Raw genomic sequence first — 19664 nt, 5'->3', positions numbered from 1 at the left:
ATCAAAGTAGATAAAACAAAACATGGTAATTCTTATAGACCAACCATTGGTAGTTCAGGAATAATTATTAATATTTCTAAAACTTCTTTTGGTAAAAAGATGTTTAGTCAATATCATTTAGAAAATGACAGAATAATGGGTGTATCTTTACCAATTGAACTTTCTGGGCAAGATTTAAAAAGTGTTGCAGGCCCACAACTTGTAGAACTTGTGAAGAATATTGGAAAAACAGATAGTATTAAAGTTATTAATATTTCAGAAAATGGTAGAAAATATATATCTAACAGTAAAAATTTCTACTATGCAAGTATGAACACAAAAGAAGCAACTAATCCAACCATTGCTAAAGAAATAAGTCGCGAACACACACAAGGCACATATATTTCAGACGAACTTTGAATTGAATTATTTGGTAAATAATAAAATTAAATCTCTTAATATCAAATGTCTAAATTTAAAAAGTAGAAAAAAATGAAAATTAAAAAAATTACAATAGGTTCACTTGCAGCCCTTGCAACAATAGCGATTCCAGTTGCTACTGTTGCTTCATGTGGAAATGAAGAATATAAGAAAGTCACTTTAACTAAAAAAAGCGACTTAAGTAAGGTTATTGATATGAAAGCGATGCAAAACCATGGATTTAATTTTATGAATTCAATTGAAGAAAAAACAAACATACAACAAGAAAAAGAAAAGGTTCTTAATCATAAATTTGTTGACACTTTAGTAAGCGAAATTTCTAGTGTTGACTTAACAAAATTTCACAAGGTTATTTATCTTGATTTAAATTGAATTGGTGATAATTTAGATAAATTGGGTGATTATTTTTGGTCTGAAATGTCAAAAATAAAGGTTGATAGAAAAAAACATGAAATAGATGATTGAGACGGTAGGAAAACATATGGTAGCTCAGGAATAATGTTGAATATAGCTAACACAAAGCTAGGTAAAAGAATGGCTAAGGAATACTTTATAAACGCAATGGACTCATTGGATGTTACATATATGGAAACTTGAAAAACTAATAACCCTGCTATTATAGCTGGTAAAGAATTAACGGATCTTGTTTTAAAGGTTAAAAGTGCTAAAAGCATAGCTGTAGTTAATCTTTCTCAAACTCAATTTATGAATATTTATCAAATAAAAGATGTGGGTGTTGAAATTAAAGAGGAGACTGCCCCGCCAATTGCACATGAGATTAATGGTAAGAGATATCATTCAACAGGTACTTGGATAAGCAAGAAATTATGAGAAGAATTATTTGGATTTAGTACTCCTATCACTTTAGATGAAGCTGATTTGCGTGAAATGGATTATAATAATAAACATCCTAATTATGAAAATTGAGTTAATAGTCACAATACCTCTAACTAATTATTTTCTTTATAAAGATAACGATCTTTAATTTTAGAAATTAATATGACTTATTTAACTGAAGAACATGGAACGGCTGTTATTGATTTGAATGCTCTTGATATGAATTTAGATATCATTTTTGAAAATAGATCAAAAAATTAAAGTAGATAAAACAAAGCACGGTCATGAAAAAAGACCAACTATTGCTAAAAAATATTTGGCAATTCTATACAAAGTATATATATTTCTGTTAAACTTTGAAACAAATTATTTGATAAATAATAAAAGCCAATTTTATTTAAATAGGGGTCATTCCCTTATTTCCTAACCTCTAAAACCGTTTATTTAATAGAAAACTAAATTTAATAATCGATATAATATTAAAAATAAAGCAATGTTAAATATAAATAACATAACTATTTTTTAAAAGATGCCATAATTAATAAGCACAAATCAATAACTGAATATAAATTTTAAATGTATAAGGAATGAAGAGATTCAGCTGTCCTAGCAACCGTAAAGCCGGAAAACTTATTTAAAACTACTATTGAACTTTACTAAGGATAAGGTTGACGATCTCTTATTGTTCATAACCAATAATTTCGCCAACACTTAAAAGTGTTGTGCTTTTTTAAACATAAAAGAGAATTATAAAAATAAGTGTAAAATATATTTTCGACTATAAATTAAGGGATGAAACCCTTTTCAGAGAATTAACCCATAATTAAAATGGATCAAAGCGACTCCTTAATTATATATTTAATAAAAATATAAAGATTAGAGTAGTTTATATGGTTTTAAAGAAAAAGTTGTGTTTGAGGATACTTCAATAACTCACTCACCAAAATTAAATAAAATAAATGATTTAATTAGGTTGTTGAGGAAGTATATAACAAAATCCTTTTTGAAGTTTCGCTATTAAAACTAGAAACAAAGGTACTCTAATATTATATTGGAGCTCACAAAACAGATGTGTAGTATATATTTATTAATAAAGAAAATTAAAAGGAGAAATTATGAATAAAAAAATGAGACAATTATCTGCAGGCGTAATACTAATGGGGGTTATTTCATTTCCAACAATAGTCTTAGCATCTTGCGGTTCTAAAACTAAAGATGTAAAGGAGCAGTCAGATTTTTTCAAAAAACTTGATGATAATAATTCTTTTACTCCAATCCCAATAAAATCCAAAATTACTCTTAAAGATTTTTTGGAAGCAGATAGAAAGTTAAAAGATGGTGAATATGTTGAAGTTAAGGATGATGTAACAGTTTTAGCAGACGCTTACTATACAGGTCAAGTTCAAGACATTTCGAAGATTTATCCAACTTATTTTTCAAAAATGGAAAAAGAAAGTGAATTTAAATTTATAAAAGGATCCGCAATTTTACCAAGAAGAATTCAAAAATCATCTTATGTTAATATGCCAGTTATTCAAATGGATTCAAATGATTCTTTAATATTCTTTTTTAACTCAAATAATAATGATGGTAGAAGTTTGGAAGGATTCAAAAAACAAGTTATGTTTCAAGACAGTACAATTTTACAAAATGGTGCTCTAAAACAGTTCAATAAAGAAAGAGGTTTCAAGGCATCTGAGTGAGGAAGTTTTAATTTAATACCTTTTGTGGGTTCAAAAAATAAAGGCACAAATAACTCTTATGTAAGTGGGGCTAAATTAAATGAATCTAATCAGAATAATTATAAAAATGCAATTAAAGAAATAAGCAAAATTATGTCAAAAGATGATGTTGATAAGATAATTTCTGAAGTAAAAAAAACTAATTGGTTTTATCCAATGCTAACTAATAAAGGTTCAATTAATTTTGAGGTTTTAGGTCCTAATGCTATAAAGGTTAGTTTTTCAAAAGACATGAAAATCAATGGTGCAAAAATTGGTGCAATTACACCAAATGGTAAATCAATACCTTGAGATGCGGAATTAAGTATAGGTGGAAAAGAACAATGAGACAAGATTAATTCTAAAAAAGCTGGTACTTACTTGGTAATCGGAAAACATTAATATGATTTCTACTTTTAAGAAAAAAGTTTTGGGGAATAAATTAACACCAACAAGAGTTGCAATAATGGGTATGCTTTTAGCATTATTGGTTGTATTTAAATTTATATTCGCTTTTGTACCAGGAGTTGAAGTAATCACCTTTGCCTTTATATTTTTGGCATTGTTTTTACCATTATTAGACTTGGTATTATTAGTAACTGCATTTAACTTTTTGGTTTTAGCATTATATGGATTTGGTAGTTGATGAATTGCCTATTGGCCAATATTTATGATCGATATATTTGCTTCCTTTTCATTAAGGAAGTTATCTAGAAATCGTTCATTTTTTGCTTTTATATGTTTTTTGGGTGGAGTCAGTTTAGGTGGTTGGTATTTCTTATCTGATTTAGCACTTTTTGGAAAACATTTTGCTTATCTTAATTTAATAACCGCAATACCAATAAATTTAATAGAAGCATTTGTTTCTATGATTATGGCAATTATTTTTGGTCCGAGTTTGGCCAAGGTTTTTAAAGTTTATTCTAAGAAATTTTGACATGATGACGATATTTTTGAATTTAAGCCATTAAAATATAGAATATTTTCTTTTGCTATAAGTATATCGTTAGCACTAGCATCAATAGCTGGTATTGTTTTGTTATTTGTATTTAATAATAAATTTACTGAGTGAAGAGGAAATCATGATATAAAAAATCAAATGTTAGATCCTAATTCTAATAGGGATAAAAGATTGATTACAACTCATGACTACAATGATATCTATTCTAAACTTAACTATGATGATTCAGCAATCGTTATAGTTTCTGGAAATAAACATTGAACATATTATGCTAAAAAATCAAAAGGTAAAGCTCTGAAGGATTATATTTCTAATTCAAAATTTTATATTTCATTTATTAAAAGTTCTAATAACTTAGGATTATTCTTAAGACAAGCTTTTTTAACTAAGGATAATAAGCAAATTTCTCCAAATGATTCAAATGGTGCTATTGGTACTAATGCTGATTTTGATTCTTCACCCTTTATTTTCTTAAATGGTAAAACTTCTTCAATTGGGTCCAACCTAATCATTAAGTCAAAAGACATAATTGAAATTTCATATAATGGATACTGAACAAAATTTACTGGTAAAGGATCAGTATCACATTCTGGTAAATATTACAAAAATATTTTTAATAATAATGAAAATAATGATTCAAACGATATTTGAATACCAATAGTTGCTTCAATAGGAGGAATAGCATTAATTTTAATATTAATTTGGTCTCCCAACATCTATTTCAAAATAAAAAATAAAAGCAATAATTTTCTTAAAAAATAATAAAATAATGATAATTTATGGCGAAATTATATTTTTTAATTTTCATTTTTTATTGAAATAACTAAGCATTTTGCATTTTTTCTGTTTGAGCATAAAAATAAGAAAATTCACAAAAATAAATGTTATTTTTATTTCTCAAAATCATCAACACAACTTTTTAAAATAAGGTTAAAATTAATATGCACACTTTTAAAAAAGCAATGTATAAGAAGCCAAAATAAGGAGACAAAGATGAGATATACAAAAAAACATATAGACCAATTAAATGACCAAATAAGGAGTAAATTTCCAAATATTTACCCAATTGATGAAACAATGAACAATACACGTGAATCAGTTTCTAGAATGGTAATGATAGATAGATATTCACAAAAGGATTTAAAACTAGAAACACTAACTATAGGGGATTTAGTTATCGCTAAAATTAAACCTGACCCTAAATTTCCTACACTTGGAACAGGATTTGTTACTTCAATAGATTCCAAAGAAAAAATGGTATCAATACAAATAGAAGAAGAATATAGAGCACAAATAGACGCTAATTTAAACCCAACAAAAGATGGTATTATTTCAATTTCGATGGATTCAATTAATAAACCGTTAGAAATTTTCTATGAACAAATTGCTAAACGTGTTGGTTCAGCTTTGGCTAAAAGCGAACAAGATCAAGCGTGAGGGCAAAAATTTTCTAAAGAAATTAATGAAGGTAACATTGTTCCTGCTGGGCGTGTTTTATATGGAGCAGGTTCTAAGTCAAAAGTTACTTACTTTAATTGTTATGTAATGCCAATGCCACATGATTCAAGAGAAGGTATTGCTGATCATCGTAAAGAGGTAATGGAAATTATGTCTCGTGGTGGTGGAGTAGGAACAAATGGATCTACTTTGAGACCAAAAGATGCTGTTGCTATTTCGGTTGGTGGTAAGTCTTCAGGTGCGGTTTCATGATTAAATGATTTAGCATCATTAACAGACTTAGTGCAACAAGGTGGTTCAAGACGTGGTGCACAAATGATCATGCTTGGTTCATGACACCCTGATATATTAGAGTTTATTATTTCTAAAATGCAAAAACCTTCAATTCTTAAATTTATACAAGAGAATTTTAAAAATCCAATTATTAAACAACTAGCTGCTAACAAATTAAAATTTAGACCACTTTCATCAGAAAGAAAACAAATTCTAGAAGCTGTTGTTAATAATGAATCTTCAATGGAAGAAACAATTGTTAAAAAAGCAAAAGCTAAATTAAATGTTGGTGGTGAATATGAAGTTGTTTGACCTGAATTCTTAACAGGTGCAAATATTTCAGTTGCTATCTCAGATGATTTTATGAAAGCTGTTAAAGCTAATGCTGATTACGAATTGAGATTCCCAGATCTTGAAAATTTAACAAAAGAACAAAAGGAATTTTATGATTTACATTGACATGAAATTGGTGACGTTAATGAATGAGAAAGACAAGGTTATCCAGTTAAGGTTTATAACACTATAAAAGCTAGAGAACTTTGAGATCTTATAAATTTCTGTGCCACTTATTCAGCTGAACCTGGTGTATTCTTCCTTGATGTTGCAAACAAAATGACAAATGCAACTTCATATGATCAAAAAGTTGTTTGTACTAATCCTTGTGGTGAGCAACCATTGGCACCTTACTCAGTATGTAATCTAGCTGCAATAAACCTTTCAAACTTTATTACACATGATAAAAAAGGTGAAATTCTTTGAGAAAAACTTGATAAAACAGTTTCCACTATGGCGAGAATGCAAGATAATGTTATTGATGAAACTCCATATTTCCTTAAAGCTAATGAAAAGCAAGCTAAAGGAGAAAGACGTGTTGGAATGGGTGTTATGGGATTACATGACATGCTTATTTGAGCAGGTAAAACATATGGTTCAAAAGAAGGTAATGCATTAGTTGACAAGCTATTTGAAAGAATTGCAAGAGTTGCATATATCACTTCTGCAAAACTTGCGGAAGAAAAAGGTGTATTCCCATTCTTAAAAGACGTTGAGAAATTAATGAATACTGGATTTGTTAAAAAACTTCCCGAGGATGTTAGAGAACAAATTAGAAAATCTGGTGGAATACGTAATTCACACATGTTAACAATTGCTCCTACTGGATCAACAGGAACAATGATGGGTGTTTCAACTGGTTTAGAACCTTACTTCGCATTTAAATATTTCCGTTCAGGAAGATTGGGTAAATTTATGGAGGTTGACCAAAATATTGTTGCTGAATGAAAAGCTGTATTTAATCATCCAGATGACAAACCGTTACCGGAAATGTTTGTTTCAGCTATGGAATTATCTCCTGAGGCTCATGCTGATGTTCAAGCAATAATTCAACGTTGGGTTGATTCTTCAATTTCTAAAACTGTTAATGCTCCAAAAGGTTATTCAGTTAAACAAGTTGAAAAAATCTATACAAGATTATATGAAAAAGGTGCAAAAGGTGGAACAGTATATGTTGATGGTTCACGTGACTCACAAGTTCTTTCATTAACAAATGATGAAGAAACAAAAACACAAGTAGTAGAAGAAGTGAAAGTGCTACAAACTGAAACATCTAAAAAAGCTGTTGAAGAAATTAGAGAAAAACATTCAAACGTACCTGGAATTAAATTTGAAAAAAATATTGGTACTAAACCTGGGGATACTTGTCCTGTATGTAAAGAAGGTACAGTTGAAGATCTTGGTGGGTGTAATTCATGTACCAACTGTGGTGCACAACTTAAGTGTGGACTTTAAAAATACTTTTTAGTATTTTTTTAATTTTGAAAATAAGTAAAGGAATATAATTTAATAACTATGCTACATATATATTATGGATTTGGTAGAGGTAAGACTTCTACACTTAATGGAACTGTTTTAAGAGCCATTAGTGCCAATAAAAAAATTGAATATTTTAGATTTTTAAAAGGAAGAAAAACTGGTGAAGATGAACAACTTGCAAAATTAGGTGTAGTTGTTAGAAATTTTCATTACACAGATAAATTTACAATAGAAATGACGGACGAAGAAAAAAGAAAAGAAAGAGAAATTGTATTAAAAGGTCTTAATGCTATATCTTCATCTAAAGCTGAAGTGATTTTTATTGATGAAGGTTTAGATCTTGTCAAAACAAAACACGCAACAGAAGATGAGATTATTTTGGCTATTCAAACACCATATAGAAATAATGCTGATATTTTAATTTCTGGTCACTATAAACTTGATTCTATATTTGAAGTTGCTGATTTAATAACTGAGTTTATACCTGAAAAACATTACTTCGATAAAGGGGTAAAAGCTAAAAAAGGAATTGAATTTTAAAGATTAATTACAAATTTAAACTAATTAATAGAAAATAAAAAAACATAAAAATCCAAACTAGCGCGTTTGGATTTTTATGTTTTAGTTACAACAACAAAACTATTATATTTTAAATTATTGCAAATATATTTAAAGCAACTTTTTTATTTGGCGAGGTTACTTTCTTTTTTTTGGTTCAACCATTTCTGGCACGTACAATACCATATGTAAAGGCTAACATAAATAAGTAGCCAATAGCTGCAATTGCAAAGAATAGACCAACTTTTGTTCCTGTTGAATATTGGTGTTGTGTTACAACGAAAAAAATTGCGCAAATAAGCCCACCAATAAAGTTGGCTATATGTCAATATCATGGGTATGTATCAACCCATACATTGTCAAATCTATTTTTAATTTTTCTAAATAGGTTATTTATAAATTTCATTTTAATCCTCCAATATTATGAATTGATAGGGTAACAATTCGTTTTCTTTAATTTCTTCGTAATTTGATTTTATAACTCTTCCTTCAAATTTAAATTTTGTATTTTTATTTGAAAATGAAAATATACATCTTTGTTTTTTTCCTTTAAAAATTCTTAAGTAGCAAATAACATTTTCAAAATACTCTTCAAATTCTATTTTTCCTAATAGTTGAACATCATTTTCTTTCAAGAATTTAATGTGTTCTTTATAGAAATTAAGAATAGATTTTTTATCTTTTAAAGAATCTTCCACATTAATCTCTTTATAGTTATCATTGACATTTATTCAAGGTTTAACCCTTGAAAATCCGGCATTTTGGCTAGAATCTCATTGCATTGGTGTTCTTGAGTTATCCCTTGATTTTTGTTTTACACCTTCTGGTATGTAACTATAATTATTGGCCTTTAAATAATTTATAGTTTCAATATCTCTAAAGTCATCTGGATTTGTAAAATCTACATTTTCCATACCTATTTCTTCACCTTGATATATATATGGAATTCCTGGCATACATGATGTAAAAGCAAATAACATTTTTGCCCCCGGAATTCTATATTTTTTATCAATAAACCTTGAAACTGATCTTGGCTGATCATGATTATTTAAAAATGTTGCCATTTTTGAACCTTCATTATCTACATTGACAAACCATTGTTTTGAAATGTCATAAAGTTTCTTAATGTCTGGCTTTTTATCAATAAACTTATTAAGACCATCATAATCAACTTTTAAATGATGGAATGTAAATACAGAGTCTAATTCTGTTCTATCCTTGTTGGCATATTTTATAGTGTCTTTAAGTGTAGTGGAAGAAAGTTCTCCAACTGTAAGGAAATCTATATCCTTGGGGAAATTGGAACTTAATTCCTGAATAAATTCGTGTGCTCTTGGACCATCAGTATAATATTTCCTTCCATCTCCTTGGTTATCATCAACAAATTTATCTTTAGATATCAAATTAATAACATCAAATCTAAATCCTTTGATTCCTATGGAAATATAATACTTAATAACTTCAAATATCTTCTCTCTCACTTGTTTATTTTCTCAATTTAAATCAGCTTGTGTCTCATCAAAAAGATGTAAGTATCAATTACTAGGTTTATACTCTTTTCATGCCGAACCACCAAATTTAGATTGCCAATTCGTAGGGGGAGTTCCCTTTGAATATTTAGAAATATAAAAATCTTTATATTCTGGTTCTCCAGATAATCATCCCTTGAATCATTTATGTTCTGTTGATGTATGGTTAAAAACCATATCCAACATTATTTTTATGTTTTTTTCTTTTGCTTGCTTAATTAAATCCAATAAATCTTGATTTGTACCAAAGCTTTGGTCAACGTTATAATAATCGGCGACATCATAACCATTGTCTCTAAAGGGTGTTTTGAAAAATGGTGTTAATCATAAATAATCAACCCCTAAATCAGAAATATAATCTAGTTTTTCGATAACCCCTTTTAAATCGCCCTTCCCATTATTTGTATGATCTTTAAATGATAAGGGATAGACTTGATAAACAATTTTTTTCATTATAGAATACCAACTCTTTTCTCGATTTTTTGGAATCTTGGAATTTTTCTTAAGAATATTGTTCCCAATACGGAAATTGCAGTTGTTATTCCTGCACCAACTAAGAATCATAAGTAACCAGTTCCAACTCATGTATGAACACCTTTAATTCCAGATTGAGCTTGAATTGATAGTACACCTAGTCATGCACCATTACCAATACCTGCTGATGTTACACCAGAAATAGTAATGAATAATGCCCCAACACTTGCTCCAATAATACTTGCAAGGAATGGTGCTACATATCTTAAGTTAATTCCATACATGGCAGGTTCTGTTACACCTAGTCATGCGGCGATTGTCGATGAGGAACCAACTTGTTTCATTTTTTCTGATTTCCTGTGAATAATAGTAAACGCTAATGCTGCTGCACCTTGTGCAATATTTGATAATGCAAGAATTGGGAAGAATAATGAACCACCAATAGTTGCTGTATTTTGAATCATTACAGCGTTTAGCATATGATGCATCCCCGTAACAACTAACGGTGCATACAATAACCCGAATATAGGCGCAAAGAAGTACTTGGCAATTGTATTTGTTAGTGCTCATTTAACTGCAAATGATATTGCTGTACCTATAGTTCAACCGATTGGTCCAATGATAACCATTGCAAGAATATAAGCTCCTAAAACAGTTACTAGTGGAACAATAATTTGTTTTAAAATAGCTGGCGTAATTCTATTTAAACCACGTTCAATATAAACTCCTGCAAAAGCCACACCTATTGCTGGTATAACTTGTGCTGTATATGATATTTTTCATGGGAATTTAAATGAACCAAAGTCAAATCCAAATTTAGACAAATCCATGTTTCAAATTCAATTAACTCCACTACCAGAAACTCCGTATGTATTAATTAATGGAGGTAATAACATTGTTAAACCAATGATAATCCCAAGTACTTGAGATCCACCCATTTTTTTAAAAATGGATCATGAAAGTGTGACGGGTAAATACCAAAAAATAGCTTGTGCTGGTATTCAAAGAAAGTCATTTACTCCTTTCATAAATGCTGAATGGTTAACAATTACATAACCATTAAAGTCTGCTTCAAGAATATTTCTGAAACCAAGTATTAATCCACCTGCAACAAGTGCAGGAATTAAAGGAATGAAAATTTCGGAAAAATGTTGCATCATTCTTTGGATAAATGTTCCATTAGATGCAGCATCCATTTTTAATTCTTCCTTTGAAGATTCGCTAATATTTGTTTGTTCTGAAAACTCCTTGAAATAATTAGGTATATCTGCGCCAATAATAACGTGATATTGATTATTTTGCAATTTAATAGTACCCCTTGAATAATTAAGTTTTGATATAGCTTTATCATCAACCAAAGTTATATCTTTTAAAACTAATCTTAGTCTAGAAACACAATGCATCGCTGAAGAAATATTTGTTTTTCCACCAAGTAATTCAATTAACTTGGTTACCTCTTCAGAATATTTATTTTTCTTACTCATATTTTCTCCTTAAATGTGGAAACGTTTCCACAAGTATATTATACTCTTAAATTAATATAAAAACTAAATGATAAAAATATATAATAAAGGCATGAATGAAAAAATAAACTTCAAAGAATTAGCTGCATTATCTAATGTTTCCATAGGAACTTTATCTAGATTTTTTAATGGTGGAGCTGTATCTAAAAAAAATAAACTTATAATAAGTAAAAATATAGAGAAATATAATTTTGTAAAAAAATCTGCTGCTGCTAGGGTTAGAGGTAAAAATAACCAGTTAATAATTTTAAGAACTCTTATTAAATCAACAACTTTAGATAATATTGTTTCTGGTATTATCGAAAATGTTTCATCTAATGTAATTGTTAAATATAGTGGCCAAAACGAAGAACAAGTTATTAAAGGTATTGAAGAAGCAATTTCTGAAGAGCCAAAAAATTTAGTCATCTTTGCACCAATAAATCCAACTGAAAAATTTGAAAAAATATTAAATAAAGCTTCAAAATATTCAAAAGTTGTTGTTTATAATTATGAAAACCCTTATGCTTCTAATGTTTCTGTTTCCTATGAAGCAGCGTTTAAAGATATTTCCAAAAAATACAATAAGATAAACTTTGTTTATGATAACAAAGAAGACATACCTTCTTTCTCTAGAAGAATAGAACAATTAAAAAAAGCGAATATCAGTTTAACTGTTTCTAAAAATATTGCAACAAAGAATATAAATTTTTACCAAAGCAATTCATTATATACACGCATAAGTCATACCAAAAAAAGCAATTCTATTGTTATTTCTTATTCCCAACCAATCGAATATACAAAGAAAACTGAGTGAGTTTTTGTAGATCAATATTATGTTGGATTATGTATAGCGCGTCTTTGTAAATTAGAAAATAATGAAAATATTATAGTAAAAGCAAAATATATTAAATAAATATAAAAAATCAGTATCGCAAAAGATGATATTGTTTTTTAACTCATTAATTTATTGGTGAAAAAACTAAGGAAGTATAAACTTGAATTTCCTTGAAATCAATAGTAAAAACTCAACATTAGCACTATTAGTAATATTAAAAGGATTAGAAATTTTATATTTTCACAGCCATAAATAAAAATATTGTAATCAATGACTGAAGCAAGATTTTAAATTATTTAAAAATAAAATATTACATTAAAAACACTAGCAGAAGCTAGTGTAATACAATTTAATATGTAAGATTTATTTAAGTTTAATAAGCCTTTTTATCTTTATTTATTTTTAAATTGCTTTTCAACATCTTTTGGTCTTTTAATTGCTGAACATAAGAGTTGATAATATCATAGTTAAATATACCATCTTTATTTCTAATATCTCTTAGAACACCTTTTATTGTTTTATCAATTCTTTTTATTAATTTATCTGGATAGTTAAATTCAATTTTGTGTCTTTCATATTCTTCTTTATCAACAACTCTTGTTTTTTTATTTGGATACATTTTTACATCTAAATCATAGTCTATATATTTAACTGTATTATCTTCAAATAAATACGGACTTGAAAGATTTGTATAGAAATATGAACCAGATTCCCTTAGAAGAACATTGGTATTAAAGAAGTCTTCACTCGAGAAAAATCATAGCATTGGTTCTCTAATTATTCAACGTTGTCCATTATCCTCTGCAACTTTTGTTTTAAAGGCAAATAGAACAGTCATAAAAGGAGAAACCTCAATAACTTTTAATCCATTTCATTGTCTGTATAGTGTCCCATCATGTTTAAATGCCTGAACATCTATGATTGAACCTAATATTGGTTTTTTATTAATAATAACCTTCTTTCTAATATTTAGTTAGTTCTATTCCTAATCCATCTTCACTAACTGTTATTCTTGGGAATTTAAGACCTTCCCCTCAAGACTGTCTAAAAGTTGAAATTGGTATTCATTGATTTAGCATGTCCCTTTTTAATTCTACACTATTGGTAGTACCAATTATCTTTGTTGTAGGTTTTAATTCTCCTGGATCTAATTTATTATTTGAATTATCATCAATTCATCACATAAAACCACCATTATAGTCATAACTTGCATCTATATAATCATTTGTTATATATGGGATTCAATCTTTTTTAGTTATCGCACCTTTTGAAATTGAGTAGTCAACATCTTGTGATAATAATTTAGATTTTCTATTAAAACTTCAAAGTCCTATTCTATCTTTAATAGAACCGAACCTGTGAAGGTTTTCTTCGTTTATATTTTTTAAATCACCACGATAAATACCGCTTACGTTTTTTGGGGCAAATCCTGATATTTTAAATGATTTTTCATCTAAATTATCATCGCTATATTTGGCGCTAATATTCAAAGTTGTTGGATCTACGGTTGCAAATGTTTTATTCTTTGCATAGATATTTGAAATTAATTTTCCATATCCCATCGAAGTTGTAAATGAATCATATATTCTTTTTGCTCTCGAAATAAGTTTGCCATCTATATCCTTATTTTTACCAAAAATGTAATCCTTATAAAAACCTTCATCATTCGTTACTATTCATTTACCATTTACTTTCTTTAAACCGGCTAAACCAAGATGCCTTTGATTTGTAAAACTTGTACCAATTTGTATAGAAGAGTTTGCATCTAATAAAAATGTCTCGGCAGAGTTAGTATTTTTATCTGGGTCATGAACCATGCTACCAATTAATGATTCATTATCCGGTATTTTATAAACATTCATTAGTTGTCCAAGTTGTCTTGTAACTATTTCATCTAGTGAATATCTATACTCATTAAATTCTTCAGAATGGACACCTTTAAACCGTGGGATGAACAATTCACCTTGTGAGTTTTCAAAGTGACTTACAGGCAATCCAAATTCATAGTTTTCATCAACTCATTTAACTTTTTTAAGTCCATTAGCCTTTCAAAAAAGATCAAATAAAGATATTTTGGAACTTATTGAATTTATTCTATTGCTTTTATAAGGGCTCAACTCTTTATTATTGTAGTTTAATGTTTCATAAAATGTTTCAGTAAATTCTTTATTTCAATGCGTTGGGCTAAAAACATCTCCGGTTGTATTTAAAGGTACATAACCGTCATCGCCTTGCCAACTGTCAAATGCATATGAGGTATTTAAATACATATTAGAAATATGATGTCCGTACTCGTGATTAATTGTTGAAAAAATTCCGTCTATTTTCTTTTTATTTGATATTCTATTGGAATTCTTTCATCAATCGATATTTAAGAAAATTTCTTTGGTAAGTGGCAAGTAAAGGCCATTACTTTCTGAACTTACTATATTAGTATCTCCAAAAATAATATCGTTAAGCATTGCTACTTCTTGGCCATGATAAAGTCTTTTTTCATAGTACTTCTTAATTCCTTAAGTCCATCTTCATCCAATCAATATTCACCATTTTCATAAGGAAAAACCTTTATTTGAAAATCTCAATTAGGATTGGCATATTTTGAATCGCTATTTGTTGAACCACTATGGTATCAAATGGTTTTTGGGTTCTTCATTTCCCTATAATCTTCTGATGGAATATTTTTTTTAGAAATAAAAGCATTGTGTATAAAATAACTACCAACAGCAATTGTTGATAGTAACCCTAGTAATGTTATAGTGTACCCAATTATTTTTAATTTTGTAAATTTGCTAGATTTTTTCAATTTTTCTCCTAGCTTATCGGTAATAATATTTTTTAAATATATATTTTATACTCAATTTTGCAAGTCAATTATATTATATTGACCATAATAATCAAAATAAAATGTTAAAATATTTTATATGAGATTAAGAAACAACCCAAATGCACAAAATGAGTTAGACAACTCTAAATATACAATCAAAAAATATCCATTCAATGTTGACAAAAATGTTGTTATTGAATTAGGGATGGGAAAAGGAGAAATGATTACCCAATTGGCAAAGGAAAATAAAGATAAATTCTTTATTGGTATTGAAAAATTTGCTACAGTTGCACACAAAGCTATGAAAAGGGCTGAAAAATTAGAGTTAGATAACTTTTTAATTATTGATAAAGATATTAAGGATTTACCGGAATTAATCAATGGTGAAGTTGATACTATTTGATTAACTTTTTCAGATCCTTGACCTAAGGCAAGACATGAAAAAAGAAGATTAACTTACAAGTCATTCCTTGATTTATATAAAGAAATACTTACAAAAGATGGTGTAATAAATCTTAAGAGCGATAATGATAAATTCTTTGAATATTCACTTGAATCAATGAAAGAATATGGAATGGACATTCTTGCTATAACAAGAGATTTCCATAGCTCTGAATGAATTGAAGGTAATGTAATGACTGGTTATGAAAAAAAATGATCTGAAAGCGGGAAGAACATTAATTTTTTAAGAGCTAAGTTTAAATAAGTTTAACATAAAGAATTTACAAACGTTAGCTATGCTTGCGTTTTTAATTTTGCAAAAAAAACGGATGGTGTATGAAACATGAATTAATTATTGGTCAATTAAAAGTTGTTAAGCCAAGCCTCTTTTATTTAAATATTTATTAAAAAAATTACCTTCTTATATAAAAGAGGGTATTTTATTTTGCGTTAGTATGTCTTCTTATCATTTGGCTTTTTTAAAGTGTTAATGATAAATCATCTTTATTGAAATTAATTTTTTCTATCCTTTTATTAAGTGAATCATAATCTCCATAGAAATATCTAAAAGTATTTAATGAAGAATCACGTCCATAAATATCTTCAGCTTTTATAGGAATAGATATTGGTTTCTTATGTATATCTAGCCCCATTTTTTTTAGTTGTTTAGTTTCTAATAACTCATCTTTGTCTAATGTGTGATTGTTATTTTTATCCATTCATCAATATAGTGTTTTATTTTTTTCTGGATCCTTTTGAACCATAACATTATAAGGAATTCATTTTCCGGGAGTTTCGGGCATTTTAGAAATACTAGAATCAAGAGAACCAAAAACACTTCTTTTTCTTTGGAAGTTTCAAAGTTTTTTTCTTTCGTTTATACTTGAGAATTTTTTAAGTTTGGAAGGATTTATTTTATTTTTATCTCCATAGTATATTCCCGATATATTTTCTGGTGCAAAACCAGATATCTTTATATTTTCATAATTAACAGCATTGTTTATTATATCTGTAAGTTTTCTACTATTATGGAGTATTTCATAGTTGAATCTAACTTTATTTTCAACTCTTACATTACTTATTAATTTCCCATAACCCATGGCCTTTGTGAATGCATTATATACTTCAGTTGCTATTGAAGCACTTCCATTTTTCCCAAACATATAATCCTTGTAAAAACCTTTTGGATTTGTTTGCTTAAGGTAAACTTCCTTTGTATCATAATCAAATCCAATTTGACGAATTTTATCTTCTTGTCCTTGAATTTGAATTAATTGAACTGAATGTGCTAAATCAGAAACAAAAGTATTATAAATATATTTATATCCCTTAGTTCCGTCTTCTCTTTCAATAACTGGAGATTGAAATTTATTAAGAGTGAGTCCAAATGTCTCTTTGTTTGCTCCATTATATATAGGTGGAATATCATACACATGCATCAATTGTCCAAGTTGTCTTGTTACAATTTCATCAAAAGAATATCTATAGTTTGCATTTTCTGCATCAAAACTAGGGATTATTGGTGCCTTTACAATAATGTGATTTCTGATTCGTGTATTTTTTTGTTGCAATGTTTCCTTTGCTATTAAATCTTCTTCGCGATCATTGAATAAGTTTCATACCCCAAAATTTGTTTTTGGAATATTTTTCAGAGATTTTCAAAATAAATCTGATAAAGAATATGTAGAAGCTATTGATTCGCCAATGGGTTTTGAGCTTTTAGTTATTGTTGATGTGTTATTGTAATTTAAAGATTTGTAAAATGAATCCATAAAATTTTTATTTCAATGTCTTGAAGAACCTTTTTTATTCATTGTAGTTCCATTTTGCAAAAACTTATTATCACCCTTTCAACCATTTTGAGAAGTTTCTGATGTTAAATAAGCTCCCTCGATATGATGACCATATTCATGAGTTATCGTTGAAATAATCGCATGAAGTTTATCTTGTGTAGTCATTGAAGCATTTTTATAATCTTCAATATTAATAAAAATTTGTTTTGATTGTGGATAGTATAAACCTCCTGAATCTTTTTTTATAACATTTGTATTACCTAAAACTATTTCCTTTAAATCTGTAATTTCTGGACCGTGGTAAAGTTTTTCCTTAAGAATTTGTTTAAGGGCTTGCATTTCATTGTCATTTAGTCAATATTTATTATTATCATATGGATAAATTTTTATTTTAAAATCTCAATTAGAATTTGGTGTTGGTTTGTCACTGTTGTATCAAATTTCCTTTGCATTTTTCATTTCTCTATATGGATATGCATTTTCATCTTTAACTTTTCTATTGTTATTTCTAATTATGGCAAAAGTTAGTACAGCTATTGAACCGGTAAAGATAAACCCCCCTAAAATTGCTATAGCTATTTTCCATTTTTTTATTGCCATAATATCCCTCATTTCTTACTAAAAGTATTTATTAAATTATATTCCATTTTTAAAAAATAAAAATAATAAACTAGTCGTTTTTGTATTATCCTTGTAAAATACCACTTTATGATAAAATGTGGGTATATGGTAGAACAAAAAAATTTAAAAATATGAAACAAACCAAGATTAATAAAAGTTCAAAGACCAGCATCATTGCTAGAACTATTTTTTGATATTGTAGTCGTGGCTTTGATTGGTGGAATTGCACATAAATTAATATTTGATGTACAAAATCATTCTGTTGGTTGAGTTTCAATGTCATTTATTATTTTACAAACATTATCAACTCTATTAGTTTGAAGAGCATTAACAATGTACTCGATTAAGTTTGAAGTCAGGGATTTACGACATAGGCTGGTTATATTTTCTTGTATGTTTCCGATGGTTTTGATGGCTTCCACTGGTTATGCAAAAGGAGAAGTTCCAGATGTTTATTTAGTTTATTTAAATCTATGTTCTTATGGAGCGCTGATGGTCTCTGTATCTTGAATATTTATTTCTGCAGCTATGAGTAACAAAGATGATAATTTCTTCTTTTGATATCTAATGATTAAAGGTATAACAAGAACAATCTCTTTTTTACTCATAACTATTTCATTAATTATTCCAATAGCTATTGACGGAACTTCAAATATTGTTGAAGACAAATGAACAAAATTAATAACGATATTATGAGCTGTTGAGTTTCTAATTCAACTTCTTGGTGACCTTTTTTCTTCTATGAGGAGATATACATCTCACTTCCCTAATATCAGTAGACACTTATTGAAAGAGAGATTTTCAATTTTATACATTGCGTTTCTTGGTGAAATTATTATTCAAATTATTTCTTCATTTGCCCACCATCATGATACTGAATCATTTGTATATTTATTTGCTTCTATATTACAAGTATTTTTGATGTTTTGAATTTATTTTGATTTATTGAATTATAACGATCTTAAAAAATCATATAAATGAATTTGAATTTACTCATTCATAATGTTATTAATGTTCTTCTCTATGTTATTTATATCATGTGGGCTTTCATTAGCAATTAAAGGATTCAATGAAGAGTCTGTCTTACTTTTACTTGTTGGTAACTTGTTGTATGCCGGTACTTCAAAAATAGTATTATTCTCATTCAATACATTCAATAAGAATAAAAGGTATCTTGAAGACTCTTTATTTAGAATTGTTGTTCTTGTATTGTGGATAGCAGGGTTATTAGTTGTAATTTCCTTTACATTAGTATTCAAGCAAGAGGAAATTATGATTTGAGGAATAATAACTCTTGAAATAACAACTATAATTTTAACTTCTGTTGCAATGATTAAGTCGAAAAAGAAATATTTGCATATGACAATTAAAGAGTTTGAGGCGCAACTTCCTAAGACGAAAAATGATTGATAAGTATCTTTTATTTTTCTGGTTGAAATTAAAAGTGCGATGCTTAGATTTGAAATTCAAGCAGAGCACTTTTTATATTCAAAAATTCAAAACAAATAAAAACCTTAATAAAATGCTTATGTTTATTTACATAGGGCTTTTAATAAGGAGTAACTTTAAGTCCAAATAAAATCTTTAATATGTAAATCTTGT

General features: G+C 28.1%; 16 protein-coding genes. 9 read left to right on the top strand and 7 right to left on the bottom strand.

Annotation, left to right across the window (positions count from 1 at the left end; all coding sequences use genetic code 4):
- The 6 genes from C4B24_RS04970 to C4B24_RS03790 form a co-directional block, all read left to right on the top strand.
- Nucleotides 1–420: hypothetical protein (locus C4B24_RS04970; RefSeq protein ID WP_168388349.1), on the top strand; the 420-nt coding region annotated here is incomplete at its 5' end.
- A gap of 51 nt (nt 421–471) precedes the next feature.
- On the top strand, nt 472–1374 hold the full coding sequence (locus tag C4B24_RS03810) for a Vmc-like lipoprotein signal peptide domain-containing protein (protein ID WP_131599449.1): 903 nt from the start codon (nt 472–474) through the stop codon (nt 1372–1374).
- 998 nt (nt 1375–2372) lie between these two features.
- Nucleotides 2373–3380: a hypothetical protein gene (locus C4B24_RS03805; RefSeq protein WP_131599448.1), complete on the top strand. Its 1008-nt coding sequence runs from the start codon at nt 2373–2375 to the stop codon at nt 3378–3380.
- Nucleotide 3381: 1 nt separating this feature from the next.
- Complete coding sequence (locus tag C4B24_RS03800; protein WP_131599447.1) at nt 3382–4701, top strand: hypothetical protein; 1320 nt, start codon at nt 3382–3384, stop codon at nt 4699–4701.
- Nucleotides 4702–4932: 231 nt separating this feature from the next.
- On the top strand, nt 4933–7458 hold the full coding sequence (locus C4B24_RS03795; protein ID WP_131599446.1) for a vitamin B12-dependent ribonucleotide reductase: 2526 nt from the start codon (nt 4933–4935) through the stop codon (nt 7456–7458).
- 60 nt (nt 7459–7518) lie between these two features.
- Nucleotides 7519–8022 carry a cob(I)yrinic acid a,c-diamide adenosyltransferase gene (locus C4B24_RS03790; protein WP_131599445.1) on the top strand — a complete coding sequence of 168 codons (504 nt, stop codon included), beginning with the start codon at nt 7519–7521 and terminating at the stop codon, nt 8020–8022.
- A 109-nt stretch (nt 8023–8131) separates the two neighbouring features.
- On the opposite strand, the gene C4B24_RS03785 is transcribed toward C4B24_RS03790, so the two are convergent.
- From C4B24_RS03785 to C4B24_RS03775, 3 genes are read right to left on the bottom strand one after another with little or no spacing between them, the layout of a single operon-like run.
- Nucleotides 8132–8446, bottom strand: a complete 315-nt coding sequence (locus C4B24_RS03785; RefSeq protein ID WP_131599444.1) for a hypothetical protein — start codon at nt 8444–8446, stop codon at nt 8132–8134.
- A gap of 1 nt (nt 8447) precedes the next feature.
- Nucleotides 8448–10022 carry an alpha,alpha-phosphotrehalase gene (locus C4B24_RS03780; protein ID WP_131599443.1) on the bottom strand — a complete coding sequence of 525 codons (1575 nt, stop codon included), beginning with the start codon at nt 10020–10022 and terminating at the stop codon, nt 8448–8450.
- Nucleotides 10022–11527 (bottom strand): PTS transporter subunit EIIC, encoded by a 1506-nt coding sequence (locus tag C4B24_RS03775; protein ID WP_131599442.1) that lies wholly within the window; start codon nt 11525–11527, stop codon nt 10022–10024. The genes C4B24_RS03780 and C4B24_RS03775 overlap by 1 nt, the downstream gene beginning before the upstream one ends.
- Nucleotides 11528–11618: 91 nt before the next feature.
- Between C4B24_RS03775 and C4B24_RS03770 the strand changes: the two genes are divergently transcribed.
- Nucleotides 11619–12461, top strand: coding sequence for a LacI family DNA-binding transcriptional regulator (locus C4B24_RS03770; protein WP_131599441.1), 843 nt, complete (start codon nt 11619–11621; stop codon nt 12459–12461).
- A 295-nt stretch (nt 12462–12756) separates the two neighbouring features.
- Here C4B24_RS03770 and C4B24_RS03765 read toward each other — a convergent pair whose 3' ends face one another.
- The 3 genes from C4B24_RS03765 to C4B24_RS03755 form a co-directional block, all read right to left on the bottom strand.
- Nucleotides 12757–13221 (bottom strand): DUF402 domain-containing protein, encoded by a 465-nt coding sequence (locus C4B24_RS03765; protein ID WP_131599440.1) that lies wholly within the window; start codon nt 13219–13221, stop codon nt 12757–12759.
- 124 nt (nt 13222–13345) lie between these two features.
- The gene (locus C4B24_RS03760; protein ID WP_131599439.1) at nt 13346–14845 is read right to left on the bottom strand and encodes an MYPU_1760 family metalloprotease; all 1500 of its coding nucleotides are present in this window, start codon (nt 14843–14845) and stop codon (nt 13346–13348) included.
- 2 nt (nt 14846–14847) lie between these two features.
- A complete protein-coding gene (locus C4B24_RS03755; RefSeq protein WP_131599438.1) occupies nt 14848–15186 on the bottom strand; it encodes a hypothetical protein in 339 nt (112 codons plus the stop codon).
- 118 nt (nt 15187–15304) lie between these two features.
- On the opposite strand from C4B24_RS03755, the gene trmB reads away from it, so the two are divergent.
- Nucleotides 15305–15913 carry a tRNA (guanosine(46)-N7)-methyltransferase TrmB gene (trmB, locus tag C4B24_RS03750; protein ID WP_131599437.1) on the top strand — a complete coding sequence of 203 codons (609 nt, stop codon included), beginning with the start codon at nt 15305–15307 and terminating at the stop codon, nt 15911–15913.
- A gap of 214 nt (nt 15914–16127) precedes the next feature.
- Here the strand turns inward: trmB and C4B24_RS03745 are convergent, their stop codons facing one another.
- On the bottom strand, nt 16128–18041 hold the full coding sequence (locus C4B24_RS03745) for an MYPU_1760 family metalloprotease (RefSeq protein WP_131599436.1): 1914 nt from the start codon (nt 18039–18041) through the stop codon (nt 16128–16130).
- Nucleotides 18042–18167: 126 nt separating this feature from the next.
- On the opposite strand from C4B24_RS03745, the gene C4B24_RS03740 reads away from it, so the two are divergent.
- Complete coding sequence (locus C4B24_RS03740) at nt 18168–19475, top strand: low temperature requirement protein A (RefSeq protein ID WP_168388348.1); 1308 nt, start codon at nt 18168–18170, stop codon at nt 19473–19475.
- Nucleotides 19476–19664 lie beyond the last annotated feature (189 nt).

Origin of the sequence: Mycoplasma marinum, from assembly GCF_004335975.1 — a bacterium.
In the GTDB taxonomy this organism is placed as follows: Bacteria; Bacillota_I; Bacilli_A; order Mycoplasmatales; family Metamycoplasmataceae; genus Mycoplasma_K; species Mycoplasma_K marinum.
This window is presented reverse-complemented; position numbering and strand designations above follow the sequence as displayed.